Below are 25,455 nucleotides of genomic sequence, written 5' to 3'. Positions count from 1 at the left end.
TGATGAATATTGTGTGCTGAATTCATTTAAAATTTCTTAGATTTTATCTGAAACCTTATTTCTTTTAATAAACTGTCCATATCCTTTTTCTATATGACATTCGTTATTGTCAATTGCTTTTTTTCCTCGCAAGAAAACTGTTTTTACTTTTCCGGTAATTTCCCAACCTTCGTATCCGCTGTAATCTACATTCATGTGATGGGTTTTAACAGAAAGCGTATGTTTTTCCTTCGGATCAAAAATCACCAAATCGGCATCTGAACCAATAGAAATTGTTCCTTTTTTCGGGTACATTCCGAAGATTTTTGCAGGATTTGTACAAGCCACTTCTACGAATTTACTCAAAGTAATTCTGCCTTTATCAACGCCTTCAGAATACAACAATTCCATTCGGTTTTCTACAGCCGGATGACCATTTGGGATTTTAGAAAAATCGTCGATTCCCATTAATTTCTGTTCCCAGAAAAACGGACAATGATCGGTCGCCACCACATTTACTAAACCTTGATTAATTCCTGCCCAAAGCGTTTCCTGATCTTTCTTTTCCCGCAAAGGCGGCGACATTACCCATTTTGCACCTTCAAAATCTTGCTCGTACAAACTCGCATCAAGGATTAAATATTGAATGCAAGTTTCCACAAAAACGTGCTGATTTCTTTTGGTTGCATTTCTCACCGCATTCAGCGCGCCTTCGCAAGTGAGATGAACAATATATCCGGGACAACCTGTATAATTCGTCATATCCACAAAACGTTCGCTGGCTTCAGCTTCGGTGACTTCCGGTTGCGATAAATAGTGATAAATCGGCGCACAATTGCCTTCGTTTTTATTTTTCTGAACGAGATAATCGATCATATCGCCGTTGGTTGCGTGAACATTGATGAGTCCGCCTTGTTTTTTCACTTCTTCCATCAAACCAATCATTTGTCGGTCATCTACCATCAAAGCACCTTTGTAAGCCATAAAAGTTTTGAAAGACGTAATTCCTTCCTCAATCATTTCTTTGATTTCTGGTTTTACATTTTCGTTATAATCGGTTACTGCCATGTGAAAACTGTAATCTCCAACGGCGTTTCCGTCGCTTCGTCCTTTCCATTCATTCAAAGCATTTCGAAGAGATTTGCCTTGAGTTTGAAGGATAAAATCAATCACCATTGTTGTTCCGCCAAAAAGTGCAGCGCGAGTTCCGGTTTCGTAAGTATCGCTGGAAAACGTTCCCATAAAAGGCATTTCGAGATGAACGTGCGGATCTATTCCGCCGGGGAAAATTAATTTCCCGGAAGCGTCAATAATTTCGTCTGCTTCATATTTTAAATTTTTTCCGATGGCAGAAATCGTTTCGCCTTCGATAAATAAATCGCCGATGAAGTTTTCTGAAGCAGTAACAATATTTCCGTTTTTAATTAAAATGCTCATATTTTGAATTGCGAATTAAAAATTATGAATTAAGTGTTTTTTGATGATTTGATTTCATTAAAATATAATAAACCAAACCGCTGATAAAGAATCCGACGAACCAGCCATAATGATAAAGATTCGTTAAAAACTCAGGAACAGAATCATTAGGAATGAGTTTTATCGTCAGCAAAAACCCAGGAATATTAGGTAGAATCCCGAGAATTAATGCCCAAATTGCTTTTGAATTAAAACCGTTTTTATAAGAATAGCTTTTGTTGTTTTGATACAAATCTTCTACAATCAGATTTTTATTTCTGATGAAATAATAATCGGCAATCATAATTCCACCAATCGGACCAAGCAAGCTTGAATAACCAACCAGCCAAGTGAAAATGTAACCAGAAGGATCTGCAATCAATTTCCACGGACAAATTAAAACGCCAATAATTCCCGTGATATAACCGCCAGTTCTGAAGTTTATTTTTTTCGGACTAAGGTTCGCAAAATCATTTGCCGGACTTACAATATTTGCTGCAATATTGGTTGCCAACGTAGAAATAGCGATCGCGATCATTGCAACAGTAACGAGTATTTTATTTTCGAATTTACCTGCGAGAATTACCGGATCCCAAATGGTTGTTCCATAAATAATCACGGTTGCAGAAGTTACCACGACGCCAATGAACGAGAAAACTGCCATTGATGGCGGCAAACCGATCATTTGACCATTAATCTGGGCTTTTTGCGAAGTCGCATATCTGGTGAAATCTGGAATATTAAGCGATAAAGTCGCCCAAAAACCGACCATTCCCGTTAAAGCCGGAAAGAAGAATTTCCAAAATTCTGATGAGGTTTGAAACTTTGAAGGCTGATTAAGAATTTCGCCTAAACCATCCGTAGCATAAATTGCCCAAAATAACAATGCAAAAGCCGCAACCGGAAGAAACACCGCTTTGAAAACCAACAATTTACGAATGCTTTCAACCCCAAAATAAACAACAATCATATTGATAATGAGGAAAATAAGAAAGCAAACCATTTCTAAAACCGGCGGAAAAAACCCAACAACCGCAGGTTCTGAAAGCGAAGGAATCCAAACTCTCAGAATCTGATATAAGGAAACGCCGCCAATCCAGGTTTGGATTCCGAACCAGCCGCAAGCGACAATTGCCCGCAACAAAGCCGGAATATTAGCACCTGAAGTTCCGAAACTTGCCCTTGCAAAAACCGGAAATGGAATGCCATATTTTGTTCCTGCATGTCCGTTGAGAATCATCGGAATCAGCACGATTAAATTGCCCAAAAATATTGTTAATACCGATTGCCACCAATTCATTCCGCCTTCTATCAGCGAACTTGCCAACATATAAGTAGGAATACACATCGACATACTGATCCATAACGAAGCGTAGTTCCAGGTTCCCCAAGTTCTTTTATTCTGAGGAATCGGAGCTAAATCTTCATTATAAAGCTTTGGATCTGTTGTGATATTGGTTTCCGACATTTTATTTGAATTAAAAATTAATAATTACGAATTACTCTTCATGCTTTAATTAATAATTACGAATTTTAATAAGTCGCTTCATCAGCAATTTTCAAAGCTTCCGAAATTATGGCTAAACCTTCTTCTACCTCATCTTTAGTAATAATTAAAGGGGGCGCAATAAAAATATAACCCCATCTTACAAACGTGTACATTCCGAGTTCTTTGATTTTTGCAGCAACTTTGTTCATTACCGCCATTTCTGCGGGTTTTGCGTTGAAAGGAGCCATTGGTTCTTTGGTTTCGCGGTTTTTTACCAATTCGATACAACCCAACAATCCTGTATTTCTGAAATCACCGATTGATGGATGGATTTTCTTTAAATCTTCAATTCGAGATTCAATGTATTTCCCCATTTCTACGGCTTTTTCTATCAAATTGTCTTCTTCATAAATTTTAAGAACTTCCAAAGCAGCAGCACAGGAAACCGAATGCGCCGAATAGGTAAGACCTAAAGGCAAAACCGCATCGTCATATTTTTCAGCAATTCTTTCGGAAACCATCAGACAACCCAAAGGCAAATACCCGCAAGTAAGACCTTTTGCCATACAAATCATATCCGGAACAATATCGTGATTTTGGAATCCGAACCATTTTCCTGTTCTTCCAAAACCGGACATTACCTCATCCATAATCAACAAAATGCCGTATTTGTCGCAGATTTTTCTTACTTCTTTCATATACCCTTTCGGATATTGCAAACATCCGGAAGTTCCAGATTCGCCTTCCAAAAGAATCGCCGCAATATTATTTGGTCCTTCATACTCAATTTGCCTTTCCAATGATGCAACAGAATCTTTCAGCAGGTTTTCTTCGCTATATTCATAATGATAAGCATCTTGCAAATCGAAATGAATAAAGTTAGGCGCTTGCTGAGAATCTACCGCTAATTTCCTTGGATCGCCACCTGCGGAAATTGCGCCAATTGTTGCGCCGTGATACGATTGATACCTTGTGAAAATCTTATGACGCCCTGTATGAAGTCTTGCTAATTTGATGGCGTTTTCTATGGAACTCGCGCCACACAAAGTGAAAAAAGCCCTGTTTAAATCTCCCGGACAAATCTCCGCCAGTTTCTTTCCTAAATCTCCACGAACCTGCGAAACACAAGCTGGAGAAATAAAGGCAACTTGCTGCATCTGTTTCACCACCGCATCTGTTACGCGCTGATCGCCATAACCGATATTGGAGTTCATTAATCCTGAAGAAAAATCAATTATTTTTCTTCCATCGAAATCATACAGATAAACCCCTTCTGCTTTTTCTATCGCAAACGGATCAAGACCTTTTTGCTTAGACCAAGACATCATGGTATAGTTCAAACTGTTATCTACAATCTCCTGACGGTTTTTTTTATTTTCTACTATTGCTGACATTTTTGATGTGAAATTTGAAATTAATACTTTGAAATTGATCCTAACTCATCCAATTGATTCCAGCGTCCGGATTCCATTTGGTGGTCATTTTTTTCAGTTTTGTCCAGAATTCGATTGAACTTTTTCCGGTAATATCGCCAACTCCGAATCTCGATTCGTTCCAACCACCGAAAGAGAAAGGCTCTCTTGGAACGGGAACACCGATATTTACGCCAATCATTCCGGCAGAAGCATTTTCCATGACGTGTCTTGCCAAACCGCCGCTTTGCGTGAAAACAGAAGCTGCGTTGCCGTAAGGATTTGCATTCTCAATTTTAATCGCTTCATCCAAAGTTCGGCTTCTCATGATAGAAACAACTGGTCCGAAAATTTCTTCTTTGGCAACCGACATTTCCGGCGTTACAAAATCGATAATCGTTGGTCCCACATAATAGCCGTTTTCTTTGCCTTCAACTTTACAATTTCGCCCATCCAAAAGGATTTTAGCACCATCTTTCTCGGCTTGAGTAATATAACCTTCAATTCTTTCTTTTGCTGCTTTTGAAATGACGGAACCTAAATTTTTTCCAGGAATAATATTCTTAGCCTCTTCAACCATTTGTGCAATAATATGGTCGGATTGCCCAACAGCAACCATCGCAGAAGCCGCCATACAACGTTGACCGGCACAACCAGCCATAGAAGCGACAACGTTTGCGGCCGTCATTTCGGGGTTTGCATCGGGTAAAACCAAAAGGTGATTTTTCGCACCGCCCAAAGCCAAACATCTTTTGAGATTGGAAGTCGATCGCTGATACACAATTTTTGCCACTTTAGTGGAGCCGACGAAAGAAACAGCTTGAATATCCGGATGATCACAAATGGCTTCTACAATTTCTTTTTCCCCATGAACAATATTGAGAACACCATCCGGAAGACCTGCTTTTTTCAAAAGTTCTGCAATTTTCATCGCACTTAGCGGAACCAATTCTGAAGTTTTTAAAATCATACAATTTCCAAGCGCAATCGCATTCGGAATCGTCCAGTTGGGAACCATGGACGGGAAATTAAATGGAACAATCGAGGCTACAACGCCCAATGGCGCATATTCTGTTCTGCATTCCACTCCTCGGCTGACCTCCAAGATTTCACCTTGAGTCAATTGTGGAAGCGAAACGGCAAACTCGCAAAGTTCTATACTTTTTTCTACTTCGGCTTTGGCTTCGTCGTACGTTTTTCCGTTTTCTTCCTGTACCAATTCCGAAAGTTCCTTTATATTTTCCTGTAACAGATTTCTGTAATTAAATATCACCTGAACCCTATCTTTAATAGGTTTCTTCGACCAACTTTCGAAAGCAGATTTTGCTGCTTCAACTGCCTTATCCAAATCTTCTCTTGAAGAAAGTGCCACTTCTGCGATTACTTCGCCAGTTAATGGAGATTCTACATTAGACCAACGGTTAGTAACCGTTTCTAACAGACTTCCATTGATGTAGTTTTTAACTTTACCGTACTTATTTGACATTTTTATTGAATATTTTTTAATTAAAAGCTAATTTATTAACAATTTCAATACTGTGCAAATATTTTTATTATTAATGATAATTTAAAGAAATTTGCTTTTTTTTATTATTTTTGTGTAAAATTTATTTTTCCATGGAAAACAAATTAGATGAGCTTGATTTCTTAATTCTGAAAGAACTGCAAAAAGACGGTCGCGCTTCTTTTACAGAAATCGCCGATAAACTAAAGGTTTCCATTAGCAATATAAGAACGCGGGTAACCAAGTTGATTGAAGAAAAAACCATACAAATTGTTGGCAGAATCAATCCGCAGAATGTGGGCTTTAATGCCTACGCCAATATTGCAGTTTCTGTAAGACCTGCTCATTTCATCCCAAAAGTGGTAGAAACTTTGATGAAAATGCCGGAAGTGAGTTTTTTAGCCAATACTTCAGGTGAATTTGATATTGAAGTAGATATAATGACAAAGAATAATGAGCAGTTACACGAATTAGTGAATAAAAAAATTGCATTAATTGATGGTGTTTTTCAGACCAGGACTACTTTGTATATGAATGTTCACAAATATGCGCAACCTGATTTGGATTTGATTAAATAGTCATTAAAAAATGGAAAGGCTAAATAATTTTCTTTAAAGTAAAAAATCCTATTCGGGTTTATTTAAATATAATTTTTACAAGTAATTTACAAGGGCTGTTTAAAGTTTTACATTCAAGAAACACGCGAAAATTGTGTCAGTATTAAAACTTGGTTTATTTGTTGGCAAATTGTCGGCAAAGTCGTAAAGTAAAAAAGCATAATGAATTGAAAATCAATCAATCAATTGTTCTTGTGTAAATGTAGACCTACAGGGCGCATACTCTATTGATTCCGCTAAATCTTGTTTTACTGTTTTTTCCCATTTGCAAAGGGCTTATACTCTTTTTAAGTTAAATGAGGGAAAATGAAATTAAGAAAAATTAAACTATTGTGGAGAAAGTGCGGGGAGAATTTTATATCTTTATGAATAAATTTTTTCCTTTGGCATCAATAAGATTCCTTTTGAAGAGTAGTAAAAATCCCGCGAGCCTTTAGTAAGATTTAAAGCAGGACGGGAGATTGATTTGATAACTACAACTGGTTTTCATATAGACCCTAAACATTGGAGTAACGCTAATAGTGCTAATGTAAAAGCTTTATTATTTTTAATTCTTGTAGAAGATTGCATTAGTATAGATAAGCATAAAATCGAAGAAGAATTTAGTCGGTATAAAGAATCTTTTGTTTGTGTAAAAGTAATGTTTAATAAATTGAAATAATTTATTAAACTATAATAATATAATAGAGAGTTCAATTCAAATATGCGGAGAATGCCTCTTCTGTATTCTCCGCAAAACACGCGGAGAATAATTCGTATATTTACCGCAAATCTCAAAAATGGCACTTTATATCTACCAACTTCAAGAATGGGCAAAATTTCACTGGGAACAAGATGAACTCATTAATCTACTTGCAGAAGTAAGACAACTGCAAGGAAAACTCTTGGGCAAAGTTGAACTTTTAGGCTTTGAATTAAAAGATGAAGCCAACTTGGAAACACTAATACAGGATGTAATAAAAACTTCCGAAATCGAAGGAGAGGTTTTAAATCCTGAATTAGTTCGTTCATCGATAGCCATTCGTCTTGGATTAGATAATCTTGGAACTGAGCATTCAAACCGAAATATTGATGGGGTTGTAGAAATGATGTTGGATGCTACTCAAAATTCAGACAAATCTTTAAGCGGCGAGCGATTATTTGGATGGCACGGTGCATTATTTCCGACTGGAAGAAGCGGACTGTATAAAATTGAAGTCGCTCAATGGCGAACTGGGAATATGCAAGTGGTTTCTGGAGGAATGGGTAGAGAGAACATTCATTTTGAAGCCCCAAAACCAGACAGTCTGGAAAAGGAAATGGATGATTTTATAAATTGGTTCAACAAAGAAAATTCTTTGGATTCAATTATGAAAGCTGCTATTGTTCACTTGTGGTTTATAACAATACATCCTTTTGATGATGGGAATGGTAGAATTGCTAGAGCCATAACCGATATGCAATTATCAAAATCGGATGGTGTAAACCAACGTTTTTACAGCATGTGTTCCCAAATCAATTCGGAGAAAAAATCTTATTACAATATTTTGGAAAAAACCCAGAAAGGAGATATGAATATAACCAATTGGCTCAAATGGTTTCTCGATTGTTTAAAGGGTGCAATTATTAATTCAAATACGATAATTGACAAGGTAGTCCGAAAGCATCAATTCTTTGTAAATAACGCTTCTAAAATCACAAATGAGCGGCAAAGATTGATATTGGCGAAACTGCTTGACGACTTTGAAGGGAATTTAACTTCATCCAAATACGCTAAGATTGCAAAGACTTCTCCAGACACAGCACTGAGGGATATAAATGATTTAGTAGAAAAGGGAATTTTATTGAAAGCTGATTCAGGTGGAAGAAGCACAAACTATATTTTAAATTTTCAATAATCAGCACAAAAACCACCCCCCTTTTTAATTTTGTTTATAGTTTGCTATATGAATTTAGCCAAAACCCCTCCAGTTCCCAAAGCCATAGAATCAATTTATTAAACAGAACAAATTTTACAACAATTGCCAACCTAAAGTTAGACTATTTCTTTTTGCTGTATTTTTAAATTCCACAAGAGTGTTTGTATTTAAAATATTATATATCAATTTATTAAATCTGTTTGTTTTAGTTATTGTATTGGATTTCAAGATTAATAGAAAAAACAACAAATTGAAACTTAGAACACTAGAATGAAATAAAAAAGTGCTGTCTTTGTTAGACACTAAAAATTACATGCAATAAAAAGCAGTAGAAAAATATAAAAGTGTAATTGTATTCTTGCTTCAAGAAATTGCCAATTTCAAATTAACAACAATAACAGGAATACGGAATAATTCTCACACGAAATACAACGTTAGGATTTTCCGTATTGTTATTAGGTGTTTGACAATACCTTCGAAGCATGCGGTTAAGTCCTCATAAATCATAGAAATTAATAATTTATTAAATACTATAATATGGGCGACAACGACAAAAAAGTCTTTTAGACACATTTATAACGATATGAGTTTAAATTCTTGGAATTACCACCAGATGACATTGAAGAAGACCAAAACCAGCCGCGCAAAGCATTTGGTCTTCTAAAAGGTGGAGACCATAATCGACTGTTGAAATCTATACAGCATTACGGAATTGAAGAGTTAATCAAAGTATGCCAAATTGAAGAGGGGCGTTACATCATTATGGATGGAAACCGAAGATTTAAATGTGCAAAAGAATTGAAATTTGAAAAAATTCCCTGTCGTGTATATCCAAAAATGAATGAGGGCGAATTTGAGGCTCGCAGATATGAAATGCAGAACAACCGCAGAGGTTGGAAGCTTATCGAATAAGCTAATGCAATTTACAGAATCAAAACAGAGGGATCTGTTTTGATACTGATCCGATGTTTGCTAAGGGCTTGCTAAAATAAAAATAACGCCCTGAAAATCAGAGCGTTATAATTGAAAAAGTAGACCCACAGGGATTCGAACCCCAACTGACGGTACCAAAAACCGGAGTGCTACCGTTACACCATGGGTCTGTCTTTATTTTGGTGGTGCAAATCTAGAAAAATTTTTCTTATCGAACAATTATTTTTCAAAAATTTTTCAAAAAAAATAAAGTTTATTTTTTTTTAGGCATTTTTTTCAAATTTTAAATTCGTATTTTTGAAAAAATTATTTTACAAATGAGTAGTATCGAAGATAAGAAAAAAGCACTGGCTTTGGTGCTTGAGAAACTAGATAAAACCTACGGAAAAGGAACCGTAATGACTTTAGGAGACGCTTCTGCGGATACTTCTATTGAAGTGATTCCGTCTGGATCATTAGGATTGGATTTAGCTTTAGGAGTGGGCGGTTACCCAAGAGGAAGAGTCATTGAAATTTATGGTCCAGAATCTTCTGGTAAAACTACCTTAACTTTACACGCTATTGCAGAGGCGCAAAAAGCGGGCGGAATTGCAGCTTTTATCGACGCTGAACATGCATTTGATAGAGGTTACGCTAAAAAATTGGGAATTAATTTAGAGGATCTAATCATTTCTCAGCCAGATAACGGGGAACAGGCATTAGAAATCGCAGATAATTTAATCCGTTCCGGCGCAGTGGATATCGTAGTGATTGATTCTGTAGCAGCTTTGACTCCAAAAGCGGAGATCGAAGGTGAAATGGGAGATTCCAAAATGGGTCTTCATGCAAGATTGATGTCGCAAGCGTTGAGAAAATTAACAGGAACGATTTCTAAAACAAAATGTACCGTAATTTTCATTAACCAATTGAGAGAGAAAATTGGAGTGATGTTCGGAAACCCGGAAACGACCACAGGTGGAAATGCTTTGAAGTTTTACGCTTCGGTAAGAATCGATATCAGAAAAGCAAGTGCGCCGATTAAAACAGGTGACGAAGCGGTAGGAAGCCGTGTGAAAGTGAAGATTGTAAAAAATAAAGTTGCGCCTCCATTTAAAATTGCTGAATTTGATATCATGTATGGTGAAGGAGTTTCTAAAACCGGTGAGATTTTAGACGCATCGGTTGATATGGGAATCGTGAAGAAAAGCGGTTCTTGGTTCAGTTACGGAGATACCAAATTGGGTCAAGGTCGTGATGCCGTAAGAGATATGCTAAAAGACAATCCTGAACTTGCTGACGAACTGGAAGCTAAAATCAGAGAAGAGATTAAAAATAAGAAAGGGTAGTTAGACTTGAAGATAATTGACTAAGAGATGATAGACCATCAGCTTTTAATTTAAATTTTGATTCCCGAACTTTCGATTATTAGAGACAGCATTTTTGCTGTCTTTTTTCTTTGTGGGAAAATTATGCTATTCAATAGAGGCGGGCGTTAGCTAAAACTTATTTCACCGTTTTTTTTTTAATTTTCGGTAATTTTTTAAATCCTTTCTTGTTAATGAAATCCGGCGCTGCAATAGGGATAGAAACGAAAATCCCACAGAAAGCGTTGGCCATTGCAGTTGCTCGAGGAATTGCAGTGGATAGCCCGACCCGAGCGTTGGGAAAAGCTTTGGCGAGGGGATTGCCCAAAAAATTGACAATGTGTCACTTTGATGAGATTGGTGTTTTATTTGAGAACTCAACTGCATAATTTAAAAATCAATTAAAATGACAAAAGGAAATATTAATGTATCGGTGGAAAATATTTTTCCCTTAATTAAAAAGTTTTTATACAGCGATCACGAAATATTTTTGCGTGAACTGATTTCTAATGCGACGGATGCAACGCTGAAATTAAAGCATTTGACGAGTATCGGTGAAGCTAAAATCGATTACGGAAATCCGAAAATTGAAGTTAAAATTGATAAGGAAACAAAAACGCTTCGAATCATCGACCAGGGAATTGGGATGACCGCAGAAGAAATTGAAAAATATATCAATCAAGTTGCTTTTTCCGGAGCGGAAGAATTTTTAGAAAAATATAAAGATTCTGCTAAAGATTCTGGGATTATTGGTCATTTTGGTCTTGGATTCTACTCGGCATTTATGGTGGCAGAAAAAGTGGAAATCGTTACTAAATCTTATAAAGATGAGCCAGCAGTTCGTTGGATTTGTGACGGAAGTCCAGAATATACTTTGGAAGAAACGACTGACAAAACTGATCGAGGAACAGAAATTATTTTACATATTGCAGAAGATTCAACGGAGTTTTTAGAAGAATCCAGAATTCGCGAATTGCTTTTGAAATATAATAAATTCATGCCTGTTCCGATTAAATTTGGAACGAAAACTGAAACTTTGCCATTGGCAGAAGATGCAGCAGAAGATGCAAAAGCGGAAACGGTAGAAGTTGATAATATCATCAATAATCCAACACCAGCCTGGACAAAAGCTCCGAGTGAACTTTCTGATGCAGATTACAAAGAATTCTACCATGAATTGTATCCAATGCAATTTGAGGAGCCTTTATTTAATATTCATTTGAATGTTGACTATCCGTTTAATTTAACAGGAATTCTTTATTTCCCGAAATTGACTAACGGTTTAAATATCGAAAAAGATAAAATTCAATTGTATCAAAATCAGGTTTATGTAACCGATGAGGTGAAAGGAATTGTGCCTGATTTCTTAATGTTATTGCGTGGGGTGATCGATTCTCCGGATATTCCGTTGAATGTTTCTAGATCTTATTTGCAAGCGGATGGTGCTGTGAAGAAAATCTCAACTTACATCACTAAAAAAGTAGCTGATAAAATGGTTTCTTTGTTTAATGAAAACCGTGAAGACTACGAGAAAAAATGGAACGATATTAAAATCGTTATCGAATACGGAATGATTTCTGAGGATAAATTCTTCGATAAATCAGATAAGTTTGCATTATATCTAACAACCGACGGAAAATATTATTTATGGTCCGAATTGGAAGAGAAAGTAAAACCAATGCAAACGGATAAAGACGGAAACTTCGTTATTCTTTACGCTACCAATTCGGATGAACAGCACAGTTACATTCAGTCTGCGAAAGATAAAGGGTATGAAGTTTTGTTGTTAGATTCACCGATTGTTCCCCATTTGATTCAGAAATTAGAAACTTCTAAAGACAAAATTTCATTTGCAAGAGTTGATGCGGATCACATCAATAATTTAATTAAAAAAGAAGATACTGCAATTTCAAAATTGAATGAAACTGAAAAAGAATCTTTAAAGAAAAATATCGAAGAAGCCGTAAACGATAAGAAATTCTCTGTTCAGGTTGAAGATTTAGAAAGCTCTGAAGCTCCGTTCATGATTACGCAACCAGAATTTATGCGAAGAATGAAAGACATGCAGGCAACCGGCGGCGGTGGCGGAATGTTCGGAATGAGCGGTTTCCCGGAAATGTATAATTTGGTGGTAAATTCGAACAGCGAACTGGCTTCCGAAATTCTAAAGAATGAAGATGTCGATGCTAAAAATGCTAAAATTAAATACGCTTTGGATTTAGCAAAACTTTCTCAGAATTTATTGAAAGGTAAAGATTTGACAGATTTTATTCAGAGAAGTTATCAACAGTTGAGTAAATAGGACAAAGAGAAAAGACTTCAAAGTTGTATTCTTTGCTAGATATAATAAAACCTTGTTGAGAGTTGATCTTGACAAGGTTTTTATTATTGAAAATCTTAATTAAAATGAATTACAAATTATGGATTGCCTTCAAAATCTCTAGCGGTTCATCTTTCAAACCCTGAAGGTGATCGGCATTATTTTCAAGGAATTGTTTGGGTTCCGAAGCATTTTTAAAAATTTCTTCTCCTTGTGAATATGGAACGGTTTTATCGTTTTTGCTATAAATAAAAAGCTTAGGAAGTCCCTCGGTGAATTTGATGTCTTCTTTTGCGGAGTAAACATTTTGTAACATTTGCGCAATTACATCTTTGTACTGAGGAGCAAATACTGCGGCAATATCAGCAAAAGAAGACATTCCGCCATCAATAATTAATCCTGAGATCTTTTCTTTATTTGCTCTTGCAAGATGAGTCGCAATTTGCGAACCGAGAGAAGCACCGTAAATATATATTTTAGTGTTTTTAATTTCGGGTTTGTTTGCTAAGAAATCAAATAATTTTTGCCCATCTTCCGCAACATTAGTGTGAGTGGGTTTTCCCGTAGATTTCCCGTAACCTCTAAGATCGACCATTACCACTTGAAATCCACTTTCTACTAATGGTTTTGTAATGTATTGATAAGTCGTTACATTTCCGGCAGCTCCATGAAAAAACAAAACTGTTTTTTTGCTATTTCCGGTTTTGGGCTTGGCGAAATAAGCCGTAATGGTATCGTTTTCAACAGGAAATACAATGTTTTCTAAGGTTGTGAATTCAAAGGGTTTCATTTCTTTGCTTGGTTGATAAAATCTATCGTCCATTTGCGCAGAAGCAAAACTTAAAATAAAAATAGAAAGAAGGGATAAAAATTTTGTAAGTTTCATAATAGTTTGTTTTAATGATGGGTCAAAGATATTATCCGTCGCCATAAAATAAAAAAAACGATTACCAAATCGTAATAAAAGAAGCCTGAACCGAAAAAATCAGTTTCTAAACCGTTAAATCTCCTCCAAAGGATTCCAAAAAATAGTTTTAAAATTCTGAATCTTCCCGTCTTTCACTTCGACGCCTTCGGTTTTTAATTTCCCTACAAAGTCCCGAATACAACTTGCCGTAATTCTTCCCGAGGCATTACAAACCCGATGAGCAGGGAAATCTTCATCATAATTCCGCAAGGCATTTCCGACATGTCTTGCGTGATTCGGATAACCGACCGCTTTCGCAATCGCACCATAACTTGTCACTCTTCCTTTGGGAATCAGTTTGATAATTTCAAAAACCTGTTTGTTGAATAAGTCGTTCATCGATTAAAGATAATGATTTCTGAAATAGAATTTTGGAAGATATTTCTGGGTTTTATTTTAGCCCCGATTGCAGCGGCATCCTTTTGCGAAACGAAGTGCAGCAAAAGATATAGCGGAAAGCGGGACCGAAACTTGAAAGAAAATCCCATCGTGTTGCTCCTAAAAATCAGCAGACCGCAAAGAGAAATCGCCCCAAAATTTTGAGACGATTTTATGTTATGAAATGTTGTGGGTGTTCTAAGAATTCTCCAAGATATAAGAGAACATCAACGGTGCACAAATGGTTGCATCACTTTCAACGATAAATTTCGGTGTAGTAATGTCGAGTTTTCCCCAAGTGATTTTCTCGTTCGGAACCGCTCCCGAATACGAACCGTAAGAAGTAGTTGAATCAGAAATCTGACAGAAATACGACCAGAACGGCGTATCCGTCATTTCCATATCCTGATATAACATTGGAACCACACAAATTGGGAAATCACCGGCGATTCCGCCACCAACCTGGAAGAAACCAACGCCTTTTCCTCCTGAGTTTTTCGGATACCAATCTGCCAAATACATCATATATTCAATTCCTGATTTTACGGTAGAAGGTTTTAATTCTCCTTTAATGCAGTAGCTTGAGAAGATATTTCCCATGGTAGAATCTTCCCAACCCGGAACTACAATTGGCAAGTTTTTCTCAGCCGCAGCAATCATCCAGGAGTTCTCTCTTGGGATTTCGTAATATTGCTCCAAAACGCCTGACAGAATCATTTTGTACATATATTCATGCGGAAAAAACCGCTCCCCTTTCGCTTCAGCATCTTTCCAAATTTCTACAATATGTTGCTGCAATCTTCGGAAAGCTTCTTCCTCAGGAATACAGGTGTCCGTAACACGATTCAAGCCTTTTTCCATCAAATCCCATTCTTCCTGCGGTGTTAAATCACGGTAATTCGGTACGCGCTTGTAATGAGAATGTGCTACCAGATTCATTAAATCTTCCTCTAAATTTGCACCGGTACATGAAATAATATGTACTTTATCCTGACGGATCATTTCTGCTAAAATTTTTCCAATTTCTGCCGTGGACATTGCTCCAGCCAGGGTAATCATCATTTTTCCGCCATCTTTCAAATGGGCAACATATCCTTTCGAAGCATCTACCAAAGCTGCAGAATTAAAATGCAGGTAATATTTTTCGATAAATTCCGTAATCGGTTTACTCATAATTTTTTGATTTTAGCAAAGGTAATAAATTTATAGACGAATTGTGACACCTGCACTAACAGTCAGTCTGTGAAGCGCTTCTTTCTGATCATCAGGTAAATTAAACTGCTGACCGTTTATTTTTGCTTTTACCAAAGTTCCGCCGGTGTAACCCACCTGTGGTCCAATGAAAATTCGGGGAGTAATTTCGTACATATATCCAATGTTTGCAGCTAAGCCTAGATTGGAACCCGAAAACAAAATGTTTCCAGTCTTGGATTTATAACTGATGACTCCAATTGCCATGTCATAATATAATTTGTGTTTTGTACTCTCATCAAAATTAGAGTAAAGAAAAGCAGGTCCTACAAAAGTAATGGTATCATCTGTAGAAAGAGAAATGGGGACAGGATTGCCATCAGGGGTATAGCCAATAAAATTACCAGATGAAGATGCGGAGTAGATGTTGTATTTTAATCCTAAACCAATCACATTGTTGAGTTGATAGTAGGCACCAATGTCGAAATTAATGCCTGATTTCAAACCTTTAAGATAAGATTCTTCCTGCCCGCTGAGGTTTGAAGGCAAACTTGCAGTTCTAAAACCATATCCAATGCTTGGGATAATAGAGATTTTTTTTTGGGAGAAAACACTTAAGGGCAAAGCTGCCAGAGCAAGGAGTAGAAATTTATTCTTCATATAATTTTTTTGCAAATATATTAGAATTTTAATCTTCTATTCTCTTTTTTCTCAGAGAGTTGTTTTTTAGTCTTAATCCGTTTTTCTATTTTAGATTTCGAAGGTTTGGTTGCTTTTCGGGATTTGGGAATAAACAAAGATTTTTCGACAATTTCTAAAATCTTGTCAGTCGCAATTTTTTTGTTTTGAAGTTGGGTACGGCTTTCTGAAACCGTCAATTGGAGAATTCCTTCACTATTGATACGGTTTTTGAGTTTGTCGAATATCATCTCTTTTCCTTCGATAGAAAAAGAGTCACTTTCCCAAACGTTCCACATCACCGTCACCGCAGTTTCTACTTTGTTCACGTTTTGTCCGCCTGCACCGCTGCTGCGGGAAGTTTTGTAAGTGAGTTCTTTGGTGAAGTCTTTCATGATACAAGAGGAAAGAACAAAGATAAAAGAATAAAGATAATGCAGTCAATAGCCAAAGGAATGAGCATCCCGAATTTGACTTTAATTTATTTCTTGATCCTATTAAAAATCATTTCTGTCAATTCTCGACGATCTATTTTTCCATTTGGAATTCTTGGAAATGTTTCGATAAAAATAAGTTCTTTTGGATTGTGATTTTTTGATGGAAATTCAATTTTTTTTAATCGCTGAATAACCTCCGGATTCTTTTGGCCTTCAATAATCAGAACTGATTTTTGACCGAGTAATTCATCTGCAATTCCCATGTAAAGAACTTCATTTGAGATTTCTTTTTTGACCAAATTTTCTAATTGTTCGGGATAGATTTTTAAACCGGCGGAATTAATTACATTGTCAATTCTCCCTAAAAATTTAAATTCTTTGCCGTTTTTTATATCAACTAAGTCGTTCGTGATAAGAATTTCCGGGTTAAGTTGTGGAGCGGAAATCTGTAAGCATCCTCTTCGATCTAAAGAAATTTCAATATCATTTAAAGTTTTGAAATACTCTTCAGTGTTGGGATAGATTTCTTTTAAAGCAATGTGGGAAAGCGTTTCCGACATTCCGTAGGTTTCATAGATTTGAGATTTTGAGATTTGAGATTTGAGACTTTGGCGAATTTTATCCTTCAAAGTTTCGGAAACTGCAGCTCCACCAATAATTAAGTTTTTTATAAAATGGAGTTTTTCTAGTGAGTTTTCAACCTGAAGCGGCGACATAGCGCAGAAATCAATTGTTTCGTTTAAATCTTTTAGTGGATTTATGGATGGTGTTTTTACAACCAAACTCATCTTCCGTTCGATGGCTCTAACGACCATCATTTTTCCGGAAATATATTCTACGGGAAGACAGAGTAGGGCAGAATCGCCGGTTTTTAAACCTAAAATATCGCAGGTCATTTTTGCCGAATGCCGCATCTTTTCTTTTTCAATTTCAAAAATTTTCGGCGTTCCTGTGGAGCCCGAAGTCTGAACTTTTACGGTCGCAGATTCATCGAACCAATCTTTGATAAAAGAACAGACCTGTTTTTCAAATTCTGTATTTGGAATTGGTAAATTTTGGTTGGAAAAATCGATCTTCATTTTAAACTATAATTTTTTAAATAACGATTCCTTGCTTGATGGTGTAGGTGGAAATCCTTTTTTAGCTGTGAGGTACGAGCAGAAAAAAGTGATTGATTCAATATTTTATTTATTTTTATTTGAATCATCGAAACTCGTTCCTCATTTTGGGAGCCGAAGACCGACCCGAAGTTGGAGTGGGAAAGCGTTGGCATCGAAGGAGCATACCCAAATATTACATTCTATTCACCGTTCCAATTCCTAATAATCCTAATCCTTTTTTGATTGTTTTCCCAGTAAGTTCTGACAATTCCAAACGGAAGTTTTTCGCGTTCTCGTCTTCTTGATTGAGAATCGGATTGTTCTGATAGAAGGAGTTATACGATTTTACCACGTCATATACATAGTTCGCGACGAGGGCCGGAGACAACGTTTCCGCAGCTCTGGAAACCACTTCTTTGAAATTGGAAAGGTTCATCACCAATTCTTTTTCTGAAGCATTGAGTTCGTAATCGGAAACGGTTGTTTTTTTATAGTCCGCTTTAGCCAGTAAAGACTGGATTCTTGCATAAGTATACTGAATAAATGGTCCTGTATTCCCAGCGAAGTCAATACTTTCAGCGGGATTAAATAACATTTTTTTCTTGGGATCCACTTTGAGCATGAAATATTTCAATGCACCTAAGCCAACTGTTTCGTAGGATTTTTCTTTGTCTTCATCGGAAAGTGTTTCCAGTTTTCCCAGTTCCTGTGCTTTTTCTTTTGCGGTATCATACATTTCCTGCATCAAATCATCAGCATCGACCACGGTTCCTTCTCGGGATTTCATTTTGCCTGCGGGAAGTTCAACCATTCCATAGGAAAGATGGAAAAGATTTTCTGCCCAATCGTAGCCTAGTTTTTTGAGAATTTTGAACAATACATCGAAGTGGTAATCCTGTTCGTTTCCGACGGTATAAATTAATTTCTGGATTGAGTTTTCTTTGAAACGCTGAACAGCTGTTCCCAAATCCTGCGTCATGTAAACCGAAGTCCCGTCGCCACGCAGCAATAATTTATGATCTAAACCTTCCTCAGAAAGATCACACCAAACCGAGCCGTCTTCTTTTTTGTATAAAACGCCTTTATTTAATCCTTCCTGAATTAAGTCTTTTCCTAAAAGATAAGTGTTGCTTTCATACTGAACCTGATCGAAATCAACGCCCAGTCGTTTATAGGTTTGTGCAAAACCGTCATACACCCAGGAATTCATTTCTGACCAAAGCTTTTTGACCGTTTCGTCACCTTTCTCCCAATCGAGAAGCATTTTTTGAGCTTCTAAAATGATCGGTGCCTGTTTTTTTGCTACTTCTTCTTCGTATCCTTTTTCGACTAATTCTGCAATTTCTTTTTTGTACTCTTTGTCAAAAGCAACATAATAGTTGCCGACGAGTTTATCGCCTTTAAGGTTTGTAGATTCCGGTGTTTCGTTGGTTCCGGACTTCTGCCAGGCAAGCATCGATTTACAGATATGAATTCCGCGGTCGTTGATAATCTGGGTTTTAATAACATTATAACCATCTTCTTTTAAAATCTGCGCCACAGAATATCCCAGAAGGTTATTTCTGATGTGACCAAGATGTAACGGTTTATTGGTGTTTGGTGAAGAATATTCCACCATTACCGTTTGGTTTTTAGTTTCTTTCTTGTCAAAATTCTGTTCAACTGAATGGAAATTATTCAGGAAGAAATTGTTTTTAATTTTTAAATTAAGAAATCCTTTAACCACATTATAACTTTCAACAAAATCAGATTGGGTCATAAAAGCATCACCTAATTCCATAGCGATGGTATCTGGACTTTTCTTTAAAATCTTCACAAGTGGAAAAGTAACAATGGTAAAGTCTCCCTCGAATTCAGATTTATTTTGCTGAACATCTAAAGTGATATTATTTCTTTGATTCACATCATCGATCTGAAAAATGGTTTCGATGATTTCAGCAACTTTATTTTGGATGATCTCTTTAATATTCATGGTATTATTTTGAGGTACAAATATACGGAAATAAAAAAACCACTCCGAGGAGTGGTTCTTATAATTTTTCCGGATAAAAATTAGTTTTTGTCCCAGAATAGTTTAGTCGTCAATTTGTCACCACCGATAGCTGTTGCTGCTGAAGCAACATTTGCACCATTAGTTGATGCTTCTCTTGGTGCATAAACCATTCTTACTGGAACTTTTCCTTCAGAAGCTGGAGCTGCATTAGTAGCTGCAGTCAAAATTGGGAAATCTAACCTTCTCCAAGTATTCCATGCCGTGTAAGGTTGGTTGTAAAGCGCAACCCATGCTTGCTCGCCAATTGATTTTTTCCAGTTGGTGTCGTCATAAGGGTGTGCGGTAAGATATGCATCTGCATCTGCAGGGATACCCCACTGGCTAAATGAAGCGTTAATAGCTGCATTATAATAAGTAGCGGGACTTCCTAATGCCCATCTTTTAGCAGCCTCAGCTAGATAGAAATTAACCTCTGTGGCATTCATAAGGATCCCAGGAGTGGTTGTTGTTGAGGCAAAAGTACCTGGTAAAGAAAGATTACTTACTCCACCTTGTAATGATGCAGGAACTCCGATAATTGCTCCCTTATAAATTCCTCCATCTGTAGATTTCTGAAAATACTTGCCAATTCTGGTGTCCCCAGATGCCTGCATAAAGTCTATGATAGTTTTTCCTGCTACGTAATCTTCTCGTCCACTTGCAATTACATTGGCGTAAATTGGGCTATAGTTTGGAGATGCCGCTAAATATTGGAATAAGCAATTGTCTGCGTTATCAGTTATTAAGCCATAAGAAATTGCTTTAGATGCTGTAGACTGCGCTAAGGTAGGATTTACATCAGCTAATGTAACACCTAATTTTAACAGAACAGAACTACCGAACTTTTTCCACTTCGAAACATTACCTCCATAATAAATATCTGCCGTACCCAAGTTTGAAGTTGTGTTTACATCAAGTGAATTGATGTCAGCATCTAGTCTAGAGATTAAATTAGAATAAATCGTAGCAGCATCATCATATTTAGGAGTTGTTATCGTTGCTAACATATTTGCTTCCGAGTAAGGAATGTTTCCAAAAATGTCTACGAGGTTTTGGAAAGTATAAACCATCATGATATCAATTATCGCTAATTGATTTGCTTTAACTTTTGGCCATGTTACAGCCTCAGTTGCAGTAGGTGCGTAATCATTAATTAGACCTTTTGCTTTAGTCAGGTTATTAAGAACCAATACATAGTTATCAGAATAAATCTGATTTGAGACACTTCTCGACGCAAAGTCATACTGGCTTTCTTGCATGTAAAGTGTTTCATTCCAATACTGCATTGTGAGCCTGAAATTATTGGTATTTACATTTGGCGTCGTTACATGATCACTAAGTGCTTTTTGCGTGTATGTTATTAACGTTGTAGGTATAGTCGTGTAAGCTGAATTTGGATCAGTATTTATCTCATCTCTTGTGCAACCTACAAACAGAAATCCTGTTGCGAGTAGGGGTAATATTATTTTTTTCATTTTTTTCATTTTAGAAATTAACTTTTAAATTAAAGGAAATGTTTCTTGTAGTTGGCATTGGACCAGATTGATAACCTTGGACATTACCGGAAGAAATTCCTGCTTCTGGATCGGCGTAAGGTAAGTTTTTATGAATAATCCATAAATTAGTTCCAATTAAACCAACAGACATTCCTTGAATAAATTTAACACCAAACAAATCTTTAGGTAAATTATAAGTAATTGATGCTTCTCTAAGTTTTACATAACTAGCGTCATAAACGAAAGCTGCAGTTGGAGGATCTGTCCCTAAAACCTGACTTGATTGCGATTTATCTAATCTAACATTGTTTGTAATATATCTTCCTGGATTGTTAGGGTCTTCTATTACCCCGTCCAAAATCACACCTCCACCATTTGCGATTGTGTTTCTCACTGGGTTACCTAAATCATTTATGCCAACTGAGTCAGGATATAAACCTGTTCCATAACCATAAAATTGATCAAGTGAGAATACATTTCCTCCTTTTTTAACATCTATTAAAAAACTTAATGAGATATTCTTATAGGTAAAAGTGTTTTTAAGACCACCAAACCATTCTGCTTGGTAACTTCCCAAATTGTGGTTAAAGTCTGTAGTTACTGCATATGCTCCCGTTTCTGAATCTATTATTTTTTGACCATCGGCTGTGTAAACGTAATCCGAGCCCCAAATAGTACCGTATTTTTCTCCTAATGGCGCATTAATACTAACATTTCCTTGTGAGGACGCTAATAAAATATTATCCGTTCCTGGTGCTAATTCTGTAATTCTAGAAATTGGATTTGACCAGTTTGCAGTCATTGTCCATCTAAAATTATCTGTTCTAATAGGAACAATATTTGCGGTAATTTCAAATCCTTCTGTTCTCATATTACCTGCATTTTGTATTTGAGCAGCTGAGCCTGAAGTCGTAGAAACTGGTAATGCAATAATTTGATTATATGCATCATTCCTAAACCAAGAAGCATCAAATCCAATTCTGTTTTTCAAAAATTGCATTTCTAAACCGAACTCAGTGCTTTTCAAAAACTGTGGAGCAATATTGTTGTTTTTTGCCGTAGTATTAAATGAATAAGTTGAATTCGTTCCAAATGCAGTTCCTGGAGTAAAAGTATCATATAAGCTATTTGGCCCAGTATCAGAACCTACTCTAGCATATGCTGCGCGTATTTTACCAAATGTTAACCAATCTTGCTTAATTAAATTGGAAAACACAATGCTTGTTGCAACAGATGGATACCAATACGAATTGTTGTCTGATGGAAGCGCAGTTGATTGATCTCTTCTAAGCGTTCCGTCCAAGAAAAATGTTTCTTTGTAACCAAAAGATGCTTGTCCAAATATTCCAAGTACTTGTTTTGAAGTATCTACAAGAACTGGATTTGGAGGTGCCGAAACTGAGTTAGAAATGGTAAATAGATTTGGAATCTTTAAACCTCCTGAAGTTGATAGATAAGTTGAAGAAACGGTTTGATAATTTAGGTTTGTTCCTAATAAAGCAGTAACATTGAAATCATCAGTGATGTTTTTCTTAAATGTTCCAATAAAATCAAAGTTCTTTTCATTAACATTAAACTTGTTGACCGCGTAGCCAGATGGTTGTGTTGCAGTGGTACTCAAACCAATTCTTGTAGGATAAGATCCAGCAGTAACACGCTCCTCAGTTGTTAAAGAGTAGTTGTCAACTCCCATTCTTGCAAGAAAGTTTAAATCCTTTGTTGCATCGAAACTTAAGCTAGCATTTCCGTTGAAACGGTCTCTCGAGTCATTTTCATAATTCTTGTATCTCTCAAAATATGGGTTGTTCCAAAATGCTGGTGCCAAGTTGGTTGCGCTCTTTAGGTTCCAAGTTAAGTTCGATTGCGATGCATCAAATAAATTTTTCAAATCCTGGACGTCAACGTTGGTTGGCCACCATTGTCTAAAGCCTGCAATCATATTTTGATTGTATCCTGTTTGACTTCTTCCTACCGTTTTTTGCGTGGTATAATTAGCGTAGAAACTCGCAGTGAATTTTTCATCTAATTTATAAGTGGCATTACCACCTAAGTTGTTCTTGATTAAAGAACTATTCGGCATAATATCAGTTGCATCATTGTTAGTGTAACTTAACCTAAATGATGATATGTCGTTAGCGCCACTCAAAGCTACGCTGTTGGTATAGCTAATCGGCGTTTCAAAAAATGTAATTGGGCCATTTTTAGCCATTACCCACGGAGTCATTTTATTGTAGTTCGGTGAAGTCGGTAACGCTGCATCATATTGATAAACTAGCAAGTTCGGATTATATCTAGGTCCATAAGATGCGTCATCACCAAATGGAGCGGTTAAACCTCCATTGATTTTTCCATTTCCATTAAAGCTGTCTTCTCCAACATATCCTTCTCCATATTCAGTTTGGTATTTTGCAAAGGTGGATTTATCAATTGTACCTACAGTAACAGAAGTTGAGTATTCAATCCCAATTCCTTTAGTGTTCTTTTTCCCTTTTTTCGTTGTTATAATGATTGCACCATTTTGCGCTCGCGATCCATAAAGTGCTGCTGCGGCCGCACCTTTTAGTACGTTTAGTGATTCAATATCATTAGGGTTAATGTCTGAAGCAGCATTTCCGTAATCATATCCATAACCACCGCTTACTTGATTCGAGCCGTTCACATTTGTATTAAGGATTGGAACGCCATCTACTACAAATAACATTTGGTTACTGCCTGTAAGAGATTTGAATCCTCTGGATGTGACATTAATAGATCCACCGAAGTTAGTTCCTTGTCTAATATCTAATCCGGATACTTCGCCCGAAAGGTTATTCAGGAAATTAGTAGTTGGATTTTTATTGACATCCTCTCCCTTTACTTCTTGAGTTGCATAGCCCAAAGATTTTTTCTCTCTCTTGATACCAAGAGCAGTTACAACCACTCCTTCGATATCTTGCGTTTTAACAGAGTCTTTTTTCTGTGCATTTACCAAAGCAAATGACGCAGTCAAAACTACAGCTAAAACGCTTGTTGTTAGTTTCTTCATATCAAATTAAATTTTTCATTATAGCAAATGTGCAAACTTTTTGTTATATAGCCAAATAATTTGTTAATTAATTCTTAAATATTTAATAAAAATAATTATTAAGTGGGTTATAATCAAGAGATACTTGAATTGTATTAATTTATCAAAATTTGAAGCTTTTTTTTGATAAATTTATTTTAATAATTATGATAAAACCAAATTATAAGCTTTTTTAAAGAGTGTTTTGTGGTAATTATGTAAAAAAAATTAAGTTAAATTAAGTTAAATGCGCTTTTGATGAAATACTCTTTCTACAATAAAAACCAACACTGTTAAATAAATGTTTTGTAAACGTTCTTTTCAAGGAGAGGAGTTTAACCAGACACCATAGCATTGCACAACGGTTATGACCCTTTCTGATCTTCTTTTGTTGCTGTAGCTTTTTTTGTTGAATTAAAATAAGTTGGGTCATAAAGCTTAAATTTAATCAAGTTTTTGTTTTTGAAAGTTTGTATTTTTACGTCTTAAATATTTTGTAGCATTATATTATATTGTGTCTTTTTATGGAACTATTAAAAAAATGGTCAGATAATAGCGTTGAAGCAGGTTGCGATGAAGTCGGTCGTGGTTGCTTGTGTGGACCAGTCGTTGCGGCAGCGGTTATACTCGATGAAAACTTTAACCAAAATTTGGTTAATGATTCTAAAAAATTAACATTTAAAACACGCTTATATCTGGATGACTATATCAAAGATAATGTGAAAGATTTTGCCATCGCAGAGCTTTCTCCTTCCTTTATTGATGAGCATAATATCCTAAATGCGAGTATTCATGCAATGCATTTGGCTTTAGATCAACTGAAAATTCGACCTGAACTGCTTTTAATTGATGGAAATAAATTTCATCCGTACCAATCTATTCTACATGAATGCATTATTAAAGGTGATTCAAAGATTCTTTCGATTGCCTGTGCTTCTATTTTGGCCAAAAATTATCGGGATCAGCTGATGATTAATTTGCATGAAGAGTTCCCCCAATACGGTTGGAATAAGAATATGGGTTATGCGACAAAACAACACCGTGAAGCTTTAATTAAATTCGGTCCAACCATTCATCATCGACAATCTTTTAGATTAAAATATGACTGATAAATAATTGATAATAATCAATAAAAAAACCGGAAGAAAATTTTCTTCCAGTTTTTTAGTATTTGTAAAAGAGG

Annotated in this window: 20 protein-coding genes and 1 tRNA gene; 7 read left to right on the top strand and 14 right to left on the bottom strand. The window is 36.2% G+C overall.

Features of this window, described 5'->3' with window-relative positions; genetic code table 11:
* Nucleotides 1-36: 36 nt before the first annotated feature.
* The 4 genes from hydA to WBY99_RS02200 form a co-directional block, all read right to left on the bottom strand.
* Nucleotides 37-1,416, bottom strand: a complete 1,380-nt coding sequence (gene hydA / locus WBY99_RS02215) for a dihydropyrimidinase (protein ID WP_423974716.1) — start codon at nt 1,414-1,416, stop codon at nt 37-39.
* A 22-nt stretch (nt 1,417-1,438) separates the two neighbouring features.
* Nucleotides 1,439-2,902 (bottom strand): NCS1 family nucleobase:cation symporter-1, encoded by a 1,464-nt coding sequence (locus WBY99_RS02210; protein ID WP_423974715.1) that lies wholly within the window; start codon nt 2,900-2,902, stop codon nt 1,439-1,441.
* A gap of 65 nt (nt 2,903-2,967) precedes the next feature.
* Nucleotides 2,968-4,317 carry an aminotransferase class III-fold pyridoxal phosphate-dependent enzyme gene (locus WBY99_RS02205; RefSeq protein WP_423974714.1) on the bottom strand — a complete coding sequence of 450 codons (1,350 nt, stop codon included), beginning with the start codon at nt 4,315-4,317 and terminating at the stop codon, nt 2,968-2,970.
* Nucleotides 4,318-4,357: 40 nt separating this feature from the next.
* The gene (locus tag WBY99_RS02200; RefSeq protein ID WP_423974713.1) at nt 4,358-5,821 is read right to left on the bottom strand and encodes a CoA-acylating methylmalonate-semialdehyde dehydrogenase; all 1,464 of its coding nucleotides are present in this window, start codon (nt 5,819-5,821) and stop codon (nt 4,358-4,360) included.
* Nucleotides 5,822-5,952: 131 nt separating this feature from the next.
* Here WBY99_RS02200 and WBY99_RS02195 point away from each other — a divergent pair, with 131 nt between their 5' ends.
* The 3 genes from WBY99_RS02195 to WBY99_RS02185 all read left to right on the top strand — a co-directional run bounded on the left by WBY99_RS02195 (nt 5,953) and on the right by WBY99_RS02185 (nt 9,266).
* Entirely contained in the window at nt 5,953-6,417 is a 465-nt protein-coding gene (locus WBY99_RS02195) for an Lrp/AsnC family transcriptional regulator (protein ID WP_423974712.1), read from the top strand.
* Nucleotides 6,418-7,235: 818 nt separating this feature from the next.
* On the top strand, nt 7,236-8,333 hold the full coding sequence (locus WBY99_RS02190) for a Fic family protein (RefSeq protein WP_423974711.1): 1,098 nt from the start codon (nt 7,236-7,238) through the stop codon (nt 8,331-8,333).
* Nucleotides 8,334-8,951: 618 nt separating this feature from the next.
* Nucleotides 8,952-9,266, top strand: a complete 315-nt coding sequence (locus WBY99_RS02185) for a ParB/RepB/Spo0J family partition protein (protein ID WP_423974710.1) — start codon at nt 8,952-8,954, stop codon at nt 9,264-9,266.
* 120 nt (nt 9,267-9,386) lie between these two features.
* Here WBY99_RS02185 and WBY99_RS02180 read toward each other — a convergent pair.
* Nucleotides 9,387-9,457, bottom strand: a tRNA-Gln gene (locus WBY99_RS02180).
* Between the two features lie 147 nt (nt 9,458-9,604).
* On the opposite strand from WBY99_RS02180, the gene recA reads away from it, so the two are divergent.
* The 3 genes from recA (at nt 9,605) to htpG (ending at nt 12,932) form a co-directional block, all read left to right on the top strand.
* Nucleotides 9,605-10,612: a recombinase RecA gene (gene recA, locus WBY99_RS02175; RefSeq protein ID WP_423974709.1), complete on the top strand. Its 1,008-nt coding sequence runs from the start codon at nt 9,605-9,607 to the stop codon at nt 10,610-10,612.
* Between the two features lie 212 nt (nt 10,613-10,824).
* On the top strand, nt 10,825-11,019 hold the full coding sequence (locus WBY99_RS02170; RefSeq protein ID WP_423974708.1) for a hypothetical protein: 195 nt from the start codon (nt 10,825-10,827) through the stop codon (nt 11,017-11,019).
* Between the two features lie 17 nt (nt 11,020-11,036).
* On the top strand, nt 11,037-12,932 hold the full coding sequence (gene htpG / locus WBY99_RS02165; protein WP_423974707.1) for a molecular chaperone HtpG: 1,896 nt from the start codon (nt 11,037-11,039) through the stop codon (nt 12,930-12,932).
* A 109-nt stretch (nt 12,933-13,041) separates the two neighbouring features.
* On the opposite strand, the gene WBY99_RS02160 is transcribed toward htpG, so the two are convergent.
* From WBY99_RS02160 to WBY99_RS02120, 9 genes are all read right to left on the bottom strand, one after another.
* Nucleotides 13,042-13,836 (bottom strand): alpha/beta hydrolase, encoded by a 795-nt coding sequence (locus tag WBY99_RS02160; protein WP_423974706.1) that lies wholly within the window; start codon nt 13,834-13,836, stop codon nt 13,042-13,044.
* Between the two features lie 114 nt (nt 13,837-13,950).
* Nucleotides 13,951-14,256: an MGMT family protein gene (locus WBY99_RS02155; RefSeq protein ID WP_423974705.1), complete on the bottom strand. Its 306-nt coding sequence runs from the start codon at nt 14,254-14,256 to the stop codon at nt 13,951-13,953.
* 237 nt (nt 14,257-14,493) lie between these two features.
* Nucleotides 14,494-15,468 (bottom strand): deoxyhypusine synthase family protein, encoded by a 975-nt coding sequence (locus WBY99_RS02150; protein ID WP_282904432.1) that lies wholly within the window; start codon nt 15,466-15,468, stop codon nt 14,494-14,496.
* Between the two features lie 30 nt (nt 15,469-15,498).
* Nucleotides 15,499-16,146, bottom strand: coding sequence for an outer membrane beta-barrel protein (locus WBY99_RS02145; RefSeq protein WP_423974704.1), 648 nt, complete (start codon nt 16,144-16,146; stop codon nt 15,499-15,501).
* Between the two features lie 20 nt (nt 16,147-16,166).
* Nucleotides 16,167-16,559, bottom strand: coding sequence for an alternative ribosome rescue aminoacyl-tRNA hydrolase ArfB (gene arfB / locus WBY99_RS02140; protein ID WP_423974703.1), 393 nt, complete (start codon nt 16,557-16,559; stop codon nt 16,167-16,169).
* A gap of 86 nt (nt 16,560-16,645) precedes the next feature.
* Nucleotides 16,646-17,680, bottom strand: a complete 1,035-nt coding sequence (locus tag WBY99_RS02135; RefSeq protein WP_423974702.1) for an AMP-binding protein — start codon at nt 17,678-17,680, stop codon at nt 16,646-16,648.
* A gap of 214 nt (nt 17,681-17,894) precedes the next feature.
* Nucleotides 17,895-19,673 carry an arginine--tRNA ligase gene (gene argS / locus WBY99_RS02130; RefSeq protein WP_423974701.1) on the bottom strand — a complete coding sequence of 593 codons (1,779 nt, stop codon included), beginning with the start codon at nt 19,671-19,673 and terminating at the stop codon, nt 17,895-17,897.
* Nucleotides 19,674-19,753: 80 nt separating this feature from the next.
* On the bottom strand, nt 19,754-21,208 hold the full coding sequence (locus WBY99_RS02125) for a SusD/RagB family nutrient-binding outer membrane lipoprotein (RefSeq protein ID WP_423974700.1): 1,455 nt from the start codon (nt 21,206-21,208) through the stop codon (nt 19,754-19,756).
* A gap of 10 nt (nt 21,209-21,218) precedes the next feature.
* Nucleotides 21,219-24,254 (bottom strand): SusC/RagA family TonB-linked outer membrane protein, encoded by a 3,036-nt coding sequence (locus WBY99_RS02120; protein ID WP_423974699.1) that lies wholly within the window; start codon nt 24,252-24,254, stop codon nt 21,219-21,221.
* A gap of 542 nt (nt 24,255-24,796) precedes the next feature.
* Here WBY99_RS02120 and WBY99_RS02115 point away from each other — a divergent pair.
* Nucleotides 24,797-25,381 (top strand): ribonuclease HII, encoded by a 585-nt coding sequence (locus tag WBY99_RS02115; protein ID WP_423974698.1) that lies wholly within the window; start codon nt 24,797-24,799, stop codon nt 25,379-25,381.
* Nucleotides 25,382-25,455: the final 74 nt, after the last annotated feature.

It is taken from the genome of Kaistella sp. (assembly GCF_049588135.1).
Taxonomy (GTDB): domain Bacteria; phylum Bacteroidota; class Bacteroidia; order Flavobacteriales; family Weeksellaceae; genus Kaistella.
This window is presented reverse-complemented; position numbering and strand designations above follow the sequence as displayed.

Excerpts from the sequence above, each read along its gene's own strand:
- hydA (WP_423974716.1), bottom strand. The coding sequence starts at position 1,416 with ATGAGCATTTTAATTAAAAACGGAAATATTGTTACTGCTTCAGAAAAC.
- WBY99_RS02210 (WP_423974715.1), bottom strand. The coding sequence starts at position 2,902 with ATGTCGGAAACCAATATCACAACAGATCCAAAGCTTTATAATGAAGAT.
- WBY99_RS02205 (WP_423974714.1), bottom strand. The coding sequence starts at position 4,317 with ATGTCAGCAATAGTAGAAAATAAAAAAAACCGTCAGGAGATTGTAGAT.
- WBY99_RS02200 (WP_423974713.1), bottom strand. The coding sequence starts at position 5,821 with ATGTCAAATAAGTACGGTAAAGTTAAAAACTACATCAATGGAAGTCTG.
- WBY99_RS02195 (WP_423974712.1), top strand. The coding sequence starts at position 5,953 with ATGGAAAACAAATTAGATGAGCTTGATTTCTTAATTCTGAAAGAACTG.
- WBY99_RS02190 (WP_423974711.1), top strand. The coding sequence starts at position 7,236 with ATGGCACTTTATATCTACCAACTTCAAGAATGGGCAAAATTTCACTGG.
- recA (WP_423974709.1), top strand. The coding sequence starts at position 9,605 with ATGAGTAGTATCGAAGATAAGAAAAAAGCACTGGCTTTGGTGCTTGAG.
- WBY99_RS02170 (WP_423974708.1), top strand. The coding sequence starts at position 10,825 with ATGAAATCCGGCGCTGCAATAGGGATAGAAACGAAAATCCCACAGAAA.
- htpG (WP_423974707.1), top strand. The coding sequence starts at position 11,037 with ATGACAAAAGGAAATATTAATGTATCGGTGGAAAATATTTTTCCCTTA.
- WBY99_RS02160 (WP_423974706.1), bottom strand. The coding sequence starts at position 13,836 with ATGAAACTTACAAAATTTTTATCCCTTCTTTCTATTTTTATTTTAAGT.
- WBY99_RS02155 (WP_423974705.1), bottom strand. The coding sequence starts at position 14,256 with ATGAACGACTTATTCAACAAACAGGTTTTTGAAATTATCAAACTGATT.
- WBY99_RS02150 (WP_282904432.1), bottom strand. The coding sequence starts at position 15,468 with ATGAGTAAACCGATTACGGAATTTATCGAAAAATATTACCTGCATTTT.
- WBY99_RS02145 (WP_423974704.1), bottom strand. The coding sequence starts at position 16,146 with ATGAAGAATAAATTTCTACTCCTTGCTCTGGCAGCTTTGCCCTTAAGT.
- arfB (WP_423974703.1), bottom strand. The coding sequence starts at position 16,559 with ATGAAAGACTTCACCAAAGAACTCACTTACAAAACTTCCCGCAGCAGC.
- WBY99_RS02135 (WP_423974702.1), bottom strand. The coding sequence starts at position 17,680 with ATGAAGATCGATTTTTCCAACCAAAATTTACCAATTCCAAATACAGAA.
- argS (WP_423974701.1), bottom strand. The coding sequence starts at position 19,673 with ATGAATATTAAAGAGATCATCCAAAATAAAGTTGCTGAAATCATCGAA.
- WBY99_RS02125 (WP_423974700.1), bottom strand. The coding sequence starts at position 21,208 with ATGAAAAAAATAATATTACCCCTACTCGCAACAGGATTTCTGTTTGTA.
- WBY99_RS02120 (WP_423974699.1), bottom strand. The coding sequence starts at position 24,254 with ATGAAGAAACTAACAACAAGCGTTTTAGCTGTAGTTTTGACTGCGTCA.
- WBY99_RS02115 (WP_423974698.1), top strand. The coding sequence starts at position 24,797 with ATGGAACTATTAAAAAAATGGTCAGATAATAGCGTTGAAGCAGGTTGC.